The 12982-nt window shown below is 40.9% G+C and carries 9 protein-coding genes; all 9 read right to left on the reverse strand.

Going from position 1 to position 12982, the window contains the following annotated elements; genetic code table 11:
* Window positions 1–14: 14 nt before the first annotated feature.
* The 9 genes from BUA11_RS08625 to BUA11_RS08665 all read right to left on the reverse strand — a co-directional run bounded on the left by BUA11_RS08625 (window position 15) and on the right by BUA11_RS08665 (window position 12652).
* Window positions 15–1229 (reverse strand): hypothetical protein, encoded by a 1215-nt coding sequence (locus BUA11_RS08625; RefSeq protein ID WP_072760550.1) that lies wholly within the window; start codon window positions 1227–1229, stop codon window positions 15–17.
* A 70-nt stretch (window positions 1230–1299) separates the two neighbouring features.
* Window positions 1300–2061 (reverse strand): hypothetical protein, encoded by a 762-nt coding sequence (locus BUA11_RS08630; protein ID WP_245789653.1) that lies wholly within the window; start codon window positions 2059–2061, stop codon window positions 1300–1302.
* A gap of 106 nt (window positions 2062–2167) precedes the next feature.
* Complete coding sequence (locus BUA11_RS08635; RefSeq protein ID WP_072760552.1) at window positions 2168–2848, reverse strand: DOMON domain-containing protein; 681 nt, start codon at window positions 2846–2848, stop codon at window positions 2168–2170.
* 181 nt (window positions 2849–3029) lie between these two features.
* Entirely contained in the window at window positions 3030–4709 is a 1680-nt protein-coding gene (locus BUA11_RS08640; protein ID WP_072760554.1) for an alpha-amylase family glycosyl hydrolase, read from the reverse strand.
* Between the two features lie 115 nt (window positions 4710–4824).
* Window positions 4825–5820, reverse strand: a complete 996-nt coding sequence (locus BUA11_RS08645; protein ID WP_072760557.1) for an ABC transporter ATP-binding protein — start codon at window positions 5818–5820, stop codon at window positions 4825–4827.
* Window positions 5804–6805: an ABC transporter ATP-binding protein gene (locus BUA11_RS08650; RefSeq protein WP_072760569.1), complete on the reverse strand. Its 1002-nt coding sequence runs from the start codon at window positions 6803–6805 to the stop codon at window positions 5804–5806. Before BUA11_RS08650 ends, BUA11_RS08645 begins: the two co-directional genes overlap by 17 nt.
* Before the next feature lie 5 nt (window positions 6806–6810).
* Window positions 6811–9297 (reverse strand): ABC transporter permease, encoded by a 2487-nt coding sequence (locus BUA11_RS08655; protein ID WP_072760570.1) that lies wholly within the window; start codon window positions 9295–9297, stop codon window positions 6811–6813.
* 14 nt (window positions 9298–9311) lie between these two features.
* Complete coding sequence (locus BUA11_RS08660) at window positions 9312–10691, reverse strand: ABC transporter permease (RefSeq protein WP_072760573.1); 1380 nt, start codon at window positions 10689–10691, stop codon at window positions 9312–9314.
* 140 nt (window positions 10692–10831) lie between these two features.
* Entirely contained in the window at window positions 10832–12652 is a 1821-nt protein-coding gene (locus BUA11_RS08665; protein WP_072760575.1) for an ABC transporter substrate-binding protein, read from the reverse strand.
* Window positions 12653–12982: the final 330 nt, after the last annotated feature.

A 12982-nucleotide genomic window follows, 5' to 3' on the forward strand; every position in this document is an offset into this window, starting at 1 on the left:
CTCATAATTATTGATTACCACCAGGTATTTATATTGATGTTTAGAACTGGTTTGAAAGGATTGTTCCCTGCAAAATCTCCATTTCCAACCTGAACTGAAACTTGGGCATTTTGGAATCCTGTCAGTTTCAGCTCACCAAAGAAGAAATCTTTTTCCTCGTAGTATCCGATTATCTTCTGGTATTTTGCAAATGTAGAGACGTTACCGAATGATTTGCCAAGCTCAATGTAGTACAATTCCCCTATTGTATTCACTGAGCCATGGATAGGTTTTCCAAAAGAGTATGATGCTTTACCAGAGAAATCCATCAAAGTAAAGGTGCTTCCAAAGGTAACTAAGAACTTACCCCACTCGGTCGGCATTAAGCCGGTAATACTTGAAAAATCTGTCTTTTTAAGGTTTATAAAAAACATTCCATAGCTTATGTCAACACCTGCTTCAGAATTGTTGAGTAAATCATCTAAAGTATTCTCAAAATCGAAGTTCGTGTTCAAATAAGCATTAAATGCAGGAGTGGTACCAAATTTGTACCACGCAGTGACAACGTTCTGATTGCTCACATATGTTGGGCTGAGAGCTAATCTTGAATCGGGCGCTCCGGCGAGGATGTACCTAACGCCCCAGTTGTAATTACCTTCAGCAACTGAGAAGAACAAAAAGCTATTCTTAGTTTCGAAATTTAGAACGTCTTGCTGGATTAATTCATAATTCAAATTAAGCCCTACTACCTTTTGATAGCCCGCAAAGGCTACATCAAATTTGTTGTTCCTTTTACCGAAAATGAGGTTGTGATTTTGAACGGCTGGTACTGGCAGTTCTAAATACATTACATCTCCACTTAAAAGAAGCTTGCCAATAGCTGAGTTTATATCTATCCCATCCCTACCCCCGTCTACTTTGTACAACACAACAGGGTCATTTGTGGTAATAAATCCAACATTCTTGTACAGATTAAGCTTTACATCGGCCAGCTTTAACGAAAGCTTTGCAGATTCTAGATTGCCGTCCTTCAAACTCACCGAAAGGTCAAAATCTCTACCAAAAGCAGTTGGATTCATCCTGAACTCTGTTGAAAGAGATGTTGTCAGTGCGCCAAAGCCGTTTGAAAAGTCAATACCAAGTGAGAAATTAGCAGAAAACGTCGACTGCAAAGCGAAGACACTTACTACTGAGAAGAATATACACAAAAGCAGTGCAAACTTCTTACTCATGACTTTGAAATTTCTCACGCCATCATCACCTCGCAAAATAGCAAGTCACTCTTCAATCTCTTTTAAATCTCATAGAAAATTATCTACATTATTTCTTCGTGTATTCAACTTTCAGCAATGAAAATTTCGGGTTATATGTGATTTTGATATCATAAGTGCCATTCTCTGGGAAAGTAACAGAACCATCCTGCCCCATACCGGCATCGTATTTTTTGCCATCAAAATTCAATTCCCAAGGTTTCCAATCATTATCGGTTCTCGAAAGCTTGAATTTGTACTCACTCTTGGTCACACTGAAGTTTGTTTTCTCGTATACGAAGACCTTGTTAGTATCGTCCCAGGTCATAACGCCCTGAGCTAACGTCCAGTTATTGAGTTCCCCGCCTATTGACCAAGTTTTTTGAATTGTTTTGAACTTTTCGCTATCCCCGACGCCCTTTGCTAGACCATTTTCCATTGTTGTTGGTGTTGCATATATCGTCAGTTTTGCATCAGAGCCAAGGTTTTCTTTCCAAACAGGAATTGCGGAAGAAACCTTCGTAACACCATCAGATTTATAAATAACCTTGTACCAACCAATAGAAAATTCACTCCCTGATCGGCTTGGGTTAAACGTAATGGACGCTACAGGCAGTTCGAACACATATGCATTTTCTGTGCTGCTGTAACTCATCCTATCACTTTCTGTTGGAACCCAGCCGTTCCATTCCCCAACGACGTATACACCATCTGGCAACTGCAAATTGAGAATCCTCATACAACTTGAAGCGGTTCCAAGAAGAAATAAAAATAGTACAAAAACCAAAACCATGTATATGATTCTCTTAGTATTTTTGTTTAGGTTTCTCAAAGAAGATCACCCCTTTTCAATAAACGGTATGCATTTACTATTAAAGAAGGGGCATAAGCCCCTTCTTGATTAAGAATGAAAATCACAAATTCCAGTTGTTATTTTATTACTTTGTTGGATTTGATATTGTCTTCTTTATAACGACCGGTGCTGTGTATCCACCATCACCAGTTTCAAACCCTTGATTTGGATAGAAATCTCCTGCCCATTGTTTTCCATTGTCGTCAACTCCACCAGTTAAAACGAAAACGGCTCTCAGAGACAACTTTGAAGCGTCTGTAACACCCAAGTTTGCGAGTGGAACTGCAATTTCAACTCTCTTACGACCGCCCGTTGTTTCGGTTGATGCTAATGTTACCGATACACCCGTTGCTTCGCTGCTTGTAAATCTCCAAGCATTGTAACCGTTAGCCCATGTTTCGATGACAAAATCAACGTCTCCTTTTTCAAATTTGTATTGTCTGCCCCACGGATGTTTCGACGTATCAGCTGCGCCTGTTACACCAGAAAGATCAACTATAACCATGAAGTTGTTGTAGCCTTCTTTCGTAAATTCTCCAGCAATATACAAGTTCGTAGCATCAAAGAGTATGCCAGCTTTGTGGATCTCGTTGTTTACTCCCCATTGTGAGTCCGTCGCACCGTCTGTGTAAACGTAACTTTCCCAATCCGACAAGTTCCCGTCAACTGTTACAGTCTTGAGCAATGGTGGTTTTTGCAGTAAATCACAACTTGCAATCATCAAGCCAACAAGAACAACCGTAAATACCCACAGTACCTTTTTCATACCTTCTTCCTCCCTCCTTGAGAATATGAAACTTTTCTCTTTTCGTAAAAATATGTACTGACATCAGCCGAAGAACTAAGAAAGTTGTATTGCCATAACCAAATAAGAATTTTAGCACTTTTATTACGAATTTAAAATCTTCTTGTGGAACAATTTCCATAGTCATGTTGTGACTGTACTTTCAGTTCTTGACAAACACGTATATTTGCCTTGGGTTGACTGTCCAATTTGTGTTCTGTCCCAGCGGCGCTTCATTCTTAGGACCAAATTCAAAGTTGGTATCATTGAAGAACGCATACCACACCCATTTGTACCCAGCCGGGACTGTAAAGGTATTTGACCACTGTGGGTCAAGGTTTATCAACACGAGGATTTCTTGTGAACCGTAAGTTCTTTTTATCGCTATCAAGTTTTTCCAATCTCTCTCAACCGTTATCGTCCCTTTAGAAAGTGCTGGATAAGTTTTCCTCAGGTTTATGAATTCCCTGAAGAAGTTCAAGATTGTGTAGCCATTCTCCTGCTCCTGCACAGAAACTCCATCGTTTGGTTCATCGTACATCGCACCATCCACATTTGCATTGCCAAAGGTTATGTTCTTTGCTTGATAAACCGATTTTGTCCAGTAGGTCTGACCTGTTCCTGATTGCGCTGTGTACCACTGCATCGGTTCTCTAACTGGCATGTCCCACGGGTCAGTTCTCCATTTCCAGCCCCTTAATCCTATTTCACAGCCATAGTAGATCGTTGGGATTCCTTTCAAAGATAGCAAAACAGCATTTGTTAGTAAATATTGCTTAGTGCCGTTAGTAACATTTCCTGAGTATTTTTGATCAATTAGAACAGATATCCACCTGTCAAGGTCGTGGTTATCTATGAACGGGAAGTGGTATGATGCTAGGTAGTACGTATTTGAATTAACCCAGCTTATTGCGTTTTGGAGTAGGTTGTCTTGTCCTTCGTAGTTTGACCTTATGTTGTACATAAATGTGAAGTTGAACACTGGCAGTGGTGCGAACTGTGACAAAACAGATGGATTGCCATCGAAGACTTCACCCACAAGTATTACGTCGTTTCCATACTTGGTTCTGATATAACTTTCTATCTGCCTCGCTACTTGAGCGGATTGGGTAATTCCATCATCCCAGTCCCACCCCATGTAGTGCTTTGGAGCGTCGAGCCTGAATCCATCAACACCTACAAGATACCAGAAATCGATTATCTTTTTAACTTCTTCCATAACTGCCAGGTTGCTGAAATTCAAATCTGGCATTGACAGGTCGAACAAGCCAAAGTACCAGACCTTCTGTCCTTTTGAGTTCATCTTCCAATGCCAGTGGGCATGCCCGCTTTTGTCCTCAAGTGTCATTATATAGTAGTTCCAGTATGGTGAGCTTGTTGTGTTCTCAACAGCATCTTTGAACCACGGATGCGTGTTTGCTGTGTGATTGACAACAAGGTCCATTACAACCCTTATTCCATTCTCATTCAATATCTTCAACATTTCTTTGAACTCTTCGAAAGTTCCATAGTCCGGCTCAACATCATAGTAATCTTCTACGTCGTATCCGTGATAAGACTTTGCCTTGTTAAACGGCAAAAACCAGATTGTATCGATACCCAATTCTTTGAAATATTCAACTTTCTGAGCTACCCCGCGAAAGTCCCCTATTCCATCTCCGTCTGAATCGTAGAAGGAACGTATGAGGAGCGAATACATCGTGTTCGAAGACGGTTCTGGAATTTCTGTCTTTTTCTTAAGCTGTAGTAACGCACATGAATGCGTCAATATTAAAATGATGGAAAGTGTTACAATAAGATACAAGAACTTTTTATTCACTCGCACTGTCACTCCTTTTTTCATCTCGTTACTATTATAAGACTTTCGAAAGCCGCTTAACTATAACAATTTTGTTTCCAAACAAAAAATAGAAATCCCCCGGTTTTCTTCTCCGGTGGATTCTTCATTTTACTTGTTATTATTTCAATTTCCCTTCCTGCACTGGATAACAAGCCACATAGTGTCCGGGAGAAACTTCTTTGAGTTCAGGATGCGGGTCTGTTTTGCACCTCTCTTCTTTGAATGGGCATCTGTCGTAGAATCTGCATATTGGGGGTGGGTCAATTGGTGCGCTGATGTTGCCTATGATGTTCGGTTCGTTCCTCTTGTACTCTGGATCAGGTACTGGAACTGCATCCATAAGCGCTCTTGTGTATGGGTGCATCGGGTTGTGGAGTAGTTCTTCTGTTTCTGCAAGTTCGACAATTTTTCCAAGGTACATAACTGCTATTCTGTTAACCATGTACCTTGCAACCGCCAAATCATGCGTAATGTACAAATAGCTCATTTTGTGCGTCTGTTGGAGTTCCATCATCAAGTCCATAACAGCAGTCCTGACTGAGACGTCCAACATCGATGTCGGTTCGTCTGCGACTATTAGTTTCGGGTTCAGAACGAGTGCCCTTGCGATAGCAACCCTCTGCCTCTGTCCACCTGATAATTCGTGCGGATATCTCCACAGGAAACTGTCAGGTGGGGTGAGTCCTACTTCCTGAAGCAAACTCGCTACTTTGTCTTCCCTTTCTTCGAGCGTACCAACGTTGTGTATGTTTAAAGGTTCTGCGATTATGTCAAATATCGTCATCCTCGGGTTTAGTGATTCGTACGGGTCTTGGAATATCATCTGTACCATGCCGTGGTATTCCATTCTTTCGTACTCTTCTATTGGTTTTCCAAGCACTTTGATGCTCCCGGCTGTCGGATTTTCAAGTCTGACAACCATTCTTCCAGTCGTAGTTTTTCCACAACCAGACTCCCCAACAAGACCTATAGACTCTCCTTCGAGTATTTCAAATGATACATCATCAACAGCATGTACAAAATGTTTTGCCCTCGAGAATAATGCTCTCTCTGCCGGGAAGTATTTTTTCAGATTCTTTATCTCAAGAAGTACATTTTTATTTTCTGAACGCATCTTTTCTCACCTCTTCTGTAAGCGGATGCCAGCATGATATGTAGTGTCCTTTTTCGACCTCTTGGTATGGTGGCTCCTCGTTTCTACATTTGTCTGTTGCCCATGGACATCTTGGCGCAAATCGGCACCCGGTAGGTGGATTCAATAAGTTAGGTGGCTCACCTGGAATCGTGAACAGTTTTTTCTTTTCTCCAACGTGGCTTGGGAATGCGTTCATGAGCAAGAATGTGTATGGGTGCATCGGACGTTTGAAAACGGTTGTCGAGTCAGCTTGTTCTACGAATTTTCCAGCGTACATGACAGCAATTTTGTCGCTGACTTCAGCGATAACGGCGATATCGTGCGAAATATAAATCATCGCCATGTTGAGCTCTTTTTGTATCTTTTTCATTTCTCTGAGTATTTTATCTTGCACTATAACGTCCAAAGCAGTTGTCGGCTCATCCGCTATTATGACCTTCGGGTCACATGAGAGAGATAGAGCGATGACTGCTCTCTGCTTCATACCGCCGCTGTACTGGTGAGGATACTGGTCCATCCTCTTTGGATCGAGTGTCACGAGTTCAAAGAGTTTAGCAACTTTTGAACGTGCTTCATCAATAGGAGTTTCTGGATAGTGGTTCAGTATCGCTTCAACAATTTGGTCGCTGATTCTGTAAACAGGGTTCAGCGAGTTCATAGCCGCTTGGAAGACCATCGAGATGCCTTTCCATCTGTAATGTCTCATCTGCTCTTCTTCTAGGCTAACAAGGTCAACCATCTTGCCATTATCGTTAAACCACACATGTCCACCCATGAATTTTGCATTCTCTGGAAGTATTCTCAGAAGAGTCATTGAAACCGATGTCTTACCGCAACCAGACTCTCCAACAATTCCGAGGCTCTCTCCGGCTTCCAGTTCAAAAGATATACCATCAACGGCTTTGACATAGCCCATTTTCGTTTTGTAATGCATCTTCAAATCTTCAACTTTTAGCACTGCCATGGTTATCACCTCTTCCTAAGTCTTGGGTTTACGATTTCTTCAAGTCCTCTTCCGAGGAAATAGAAAGCTGAACACAAGAGAGTAATTGCACCGCCAGCTGGTACCCACATCCACCAGTAAGCTCCTATGTTGCCTGACCCCAGGTATCCAGAACTCCAAACGGTGTTAATCATCAATCCCCAAGACATTCTGACTTTCATCAATCCGAAGAAGCTCAACACAGCTTCTGAAAAGACTGCGCCTGTGACGTTGAACATCATGTAGAGGAACGAAAGTGGCATTACGTTCGGGATTATGTGGTTGAATATTATGTATCCATGGCTACCACCAGAAACTCTTGCAGCATCTATGTATGGTTTTACCTTAATTGTTAATGCTTGTGCTTTCAAAACGAGTGTAATTCCACCAAAGCCACCAAGTAATCCAAGTATGAGAGCAAGTTTGAATAGATTCATTGTCATGAAACCAGAGAGAACTATCAAGAATGCGGTGGACGGGAAGAGCATCATTATATCGGCAATTCTCATGAATATTACATCAACAACCCCACCGTAGTATGCCGCAGCTGTTCCGATGATTGTACCGATGACAACTGTTATGAGTGCTGCAAGAACACCAAGAACAAATTCACTTGGTGTACTGACCATCAGTTGAACAAATATGTCCCTTCCAACTGGATCCGTACCGAGCCAGTGCCATCTGCTTGGTGGTAGCGGATGTCCAACTCCTATCTTGTTGGTAAGAGACAATGTGTTGAAGAGTTCCACGAGCTTTTTCTCAGCAAATTCCTTGCTCCAAGATGTCTTCTTACCACTAAGTTCTGATATCGTTTTGGTTGCAATTTCATCCCATTTGGAAGCATCGTTCAGGCTCATTTTGTGTTCGTCTACCATTCTTTGATATATATATTCATTTATGTCACCTTCGCCTATCAAGAAGCTTGCTGCTTCGATAGGTTCTTTGTTTTCGTATTTCTTGAGTTTATCCACGATGTCAATTCTTTTAAAATCATCAAGTTGGGAATTTTCGATATTTGCTGTAACTTTTGAAAGTTTGTTTGTGCCGCCAAAAGCATACGCCATCAAAGATGTAACAGGATCAGATAAAACCTTTATAACCTTACTTCCGAGCATTTCATACGCGTCAGGCACGTTCTCATCATTCAAGAGTTTAGACATCATAGTCCTTGCAATCGCTATCTTTTTGAAAATGTCGTTGAGTTCGTACACAAAACCCACGTGAACGGTATCTGAGTATTCTGCAATTTGGTTTTCAAGTTTTGCTCTCGTATTAACACCTATATCAACTGACACTTTCGCAAGTTGCATACCTGCGTATAGTTCAAGGAATTTCTCTACTTCTTCATATGATTGGTCTATTCCTATCGATTTCATTTCGTTCGTTATGTTCTCAATCTCTGTTTTTGCCTTTTTATAGGCTTGCTCGAATATATTCTTATCGTTTAAATTCGATAATTTTTTCTCAGCCATCTCTATAAGGTTTACAAACTTAGAATTCTTGAGCTGCTCCAAAATTTTTTCATCTTCTCTTGCTAAGACCAATAACTCTGGAATTAACCTCATCACAGCGCTGTTAACAAGGTCAGAAACGTCTACAATTTCGTTTTCAATGACTTCAGCAAGTTGCTGGTCTGATTGTACGTAAAGCTGTGCAGCCGTGTCCCCTCCAGCAATGCTCTTTGCTATTTCAATCACCTTTTGTTGAGCTTGTTTCAACTCATCTTCACTATATTGTCCAAAGAGAGCAGAATTAAATTCTTCTACAGCCTGATCATTGTCCCTATTGAGACTTCTGTACCACAGTTGTACTCTTGAAACTTCATCGCTATCTGCATAAGGAGATAGCGCTATCGCAAGTGTTTTGTGATCTATCTTTTGCAGGAGCTCCGAGAAATTTTGGAACGAGAATTTGTCTCTGTTACCAACATCTTTTGGTGAAGTAATGGAAGAGAATTTTATAAGTCCAGCGTTTATGAGTTCAGATAAACCATTTTGGAAGTAAAGTCTTTCCTTTGCGGGTATATAGCTGTCGGCAATAGTATCAAGAAAATGCCTCATACTGTCAGGTGCGTACGTTGTCATTATATCGTACTGCGCGTTTCTTGCTACATTTTCCATTGAAGTTTTAAATGCCTCACCTTTATCCATGAATGAATAGACCCATATCTGCGCTGTTGGTATTTCTATACCTTTTACGATGTTTTGAGTTGAAAGGTAATCTGTGATGTATTTACTCGATAGTATCCTTGAATCGAGCCCCGTTACTGGATCGTAAATGTTTGGGTCAAGGATATTTAGTACAATCGGAGAGAGTGCGCCGAATATACCGAATGCTATTATTGCCCAAAGACCGAACATTCCCATCTTGCTTTCTCTGAATAGAGCCCAATTCTTCTTGAAATTCTTTATGAATAGTTTAAACTTGATTTTTGCAATTGATTCGCGTGCTTGATTATTATTTATTTGAGCCATTATCCTCACCTCACTTAATATCTGATTCGTGGGTCTAAGAATGCATACAATATATCGGCAACCAAGTGGGCAAAGAGTACGAGAACACCTGTAAAGACAAGACAACCTATTGCAAGTGGTGTGTCTTGCGATGTGGTCGCTTCAAGTAAGGTAAGTCCCATACCTTTCCAAGAGAACATCGTTTCTGTAATGACACCACCACTTACAGTCGATGCAAGCCCGATGACAAAGCTCGTCATGAGAGGTAATAGTGCTGTCCTTGCTGCGTGCTTGTCTCTGATAACTTTGTCTGGTAAGCCTTTAGCTCGGGCTGTTGTTATGTAGTCTTCTTTAATAACTTCGAGCATCGTGTCTCTCATGACCAACATATCACCAGCAAAGTGCAGTGTAACAAGCGCTATGACTGGAAGTGCGAGATGGTAAACTATATCGAGAGCGTAGGTTCCCATTTTGTTAGTTGCCCAATACAGTATCGCCAGAACAATACCTAACGCGACAAAAGACCATATTGCTGTTTTCTTCGCCTTAATAGTTTTTAGTTTAGAAGCAACCGCAACACCAAGTATCCACATTACTAACAAGAAGAGTTCAGTCCACAAAAGCTTCAAGAATACGTCTTGAGCACTGAAAGGAGCATCAAACCATTTTGATGGGGTTATGAATCCAGAAAGCGGGAACCATTTTAATGTAACACCGAATAGCCATATTATTATGAGCATGTAAAACGGGGTGAATATTGTCCAGAATACTATACCTACAAACGTTGCAGCCTTGTCTACCAAACCACCTCGTTTCCATGCAATTCTTTTTCCAAGGTCAAACCCTAAAAGGAACGAAAGAACAGAACTTGCCAAGAACAAGAACAATGTTCGTGGTAATCTCTCTGCAATTATCTCTTCAACCTTTTTTGGATATTCGCTAAACGATATTCCCATTTCCAAGTTAAAGAAATTCTTCATGTGCTTATAGTACTTAACATACCACGGGTCATCTACTCCGAACATCTTTTTAATTCTCTCGTACATCTCTGGATTTCTCATGATTTTTGGATCCAAAAATTTAGTAGTATAGTCACCTGGCATGGCAAGGAAGATAAAGAAGACAAGTGTTACATATATAACAAGTAACAACACTATTTGTGCAACTCTGTTTCGAATGAACTTCGCCAATCCCGGTAAGTCAAATGCATAAAAATAGACGATTGGTGCGATTATAAAATTAAATCTTGGGCTGAAAAGGTAAAGGTATTTAATGTTGAAAAGTGCACCATAGTACAATAAAATACTGATTGCTAAGAAAATATAATTTTTCGGCTTTTTACCCTTCCATAGCGAAAAGTAAACACCTACTGCAGGGATAAGAACAGCGAATATAAACAACTCCAGACCGCTCATCTTCACCTCTCCTTTTTGTCTATTATCTTTTAAAGAGTCGTTAGAGGACGTTTGTTATCCTTTCATTTAATAGTCCCCCCTGAACGGGGGGACAGTAACGTATTCAATTTCGCTTTTAAAAATTTCAAACTATATGACGATTATTGAACTTTTCTTACTCCTTCTGGGAATCCATAATAACCTTGTATACCATCAAGCATGTTGTCGAATGGGAATTTGATCGATGTTCTGTATGCTTCGATCATTGGATTCGTGAAGAGGATTATGTATGGAAGATCTTCAGCAAGCAATCTCTGCGCTTCGAATATTGCTTTTCTTGCCTGTTCAAATGTGTCAGCGTATTCAAATTCTTCGACAAGTGCGTCGAATTCTGGGTTGTTGTAACCAGGTGTGTTGAAGCCTTCTGGTGCCATTTCTGAGCTATGCCAGAATGATTTGAAGTATGTTGGAACTCTTCCGATACCCCAACCAAGCATGTACATATCAAAGTCAACATCATCAAATGCTTTTGTGACGATTTCGTTGAAGTCTGTGAGTTTTAGGTTAAGAGGAATACCGATGTTTTTTGCCCACTGTTCGATGTACATAGCTGTCTGTGCTCTCATTGGGTCGTAGTCCATACCAGGTGACATAAGTGTGACTGTTGGTACTGCCTTTCCATCTGGACCTTTCAAGCCTTTACCAGGCGTTTTAATTGGGTTCTTCGTATCTTTTGGATCTATAACTGGTTCTGTATCCCATTTGAACCCTGCTTTCTTGAGCAAGCTGACTGCAAGTTGATATCTTTCACCCATGCTCAAGCCTTCACCAATCGTCTTCACGGCTGAGTTGTACCAGAAGCTGTTTGCCGGTGGAACTGGCGTTGCAAGTGGAATCGCTCTGCCTTGGAGAACTTGGTTACAGATGAAGTCGCGGTCGATAAGTGCAGCTATCGCCTGTCTGAATTCTTTCACGTTCATTGGGAATTTCCTCATGTTGAATGCGAGGTATCTGAAGCCAAGTTGTGGGTTGGAGACAACCTTTATGTCTTTCTGCCCTTTGAGTTGTTCCGCTTCTCCTGCTGTCAATCCAACCGGGTTGAAAATGTAGTCGATGTCACCTGCGATAAGCGCCTGGATTGCAACTTGTTTGTTACCGTAGATCTTGTAGACGATCGTATCAACAAATGGACCGTTTACAACTTCAAGTGCGACATCTCCAGCTGGTTTCGGGTTGTCTGTTGACCATTTGAAACCTGTCTTTGGATTGACTATAGAGAATCCTCCGTTTTTGTAGTATATGTTCTTTTCTCCATAGCTCCAATATTTATCGTTTGCAATTTGTTTTACAACTTGTACAAATGCGCCTTTTTCAACTTTTCCAAGGTTCAGAGCTGTTATACCTGGGTCGATAACTTCTTGCGAAAGCAGCCACCGAACTGGATCTTTTTGTTTCTTTGCCTTGTCAACAATTGGCTTCCAGTAGTTGCTGCATACAATAGCTGTCATGAGCGTGTCATAGTAGATTGTCATTGTCTTCTTTTCTTTGAAGTAGAACTTGACTGTCCATTGGTCTATTTTTTCTACTTTTTCTGGCTCATACGCTCCGCCCCAGTTTCCACCAGGAATTTCCATTTCTTTAACTGTCGAGTATGTGAAAACAACATCATCTGCTGTAAACGGAGCACCGTTCGACCAGCGCATGTCTTTTCTCAGCTTCACCGTAACTGTGTACATATTTCCTTCTTTAACGATTTTTGGAATTTCAGCGGCCGCGGATGGAATGAGTTGACCTTCTTTGTTCATGCCAAGCAGTGAAGGATATTTCCAAAGTTGGACCGCAAAGTTCCAAGAGGAAGAACCTGAACCGAGCAAGTTCCAGATGTTGGTGGTTGTTAGGTCAGCAAATATACCGTAGTTGATCTGAACTGCAAATAGCGAAAGTGCTGCCAATACAAAAAGTGCTACAAGAACCTTCTTCACAGCTAACCCCTCCTCGTATAATAAGTTCGGTAAAAATTAAAATTGGTCTTTGAAAATTGAATGCATATTTTTTAACACCTCTGGTAAAATAGTTTCAGGTTGCCCCTCCTTGAGACTTTGTTCTCTTAAATAAGATTGCCTAACTAGAGTACAGCTTTTTACTTGCCGGAAAATGTTTTGCCTCGTTTTCTTATGTACCGCGAGGTTGTAAGGCTGTACTCAATCCGGAGGTGATTCCTTTGGCTATTTTAGCTATTGATGTCTCAAAGAACTATCTTTCTTTCTTTTCTGATTTCATCGGTAGTGGGACTGTTGAGAACTCTCCTCAAG

Origin of the sequence: Fervidobacterium gondwanense DSM 13020, assembly GCF_900143265.1 — a bacterium.
Classification (GTDB): Bacteria; Thermotogota; Thermotogae; order Thermotogales; family Fervidobacteriaceae; genus Fervidobacterium; species Fervidobacterium gondwanense.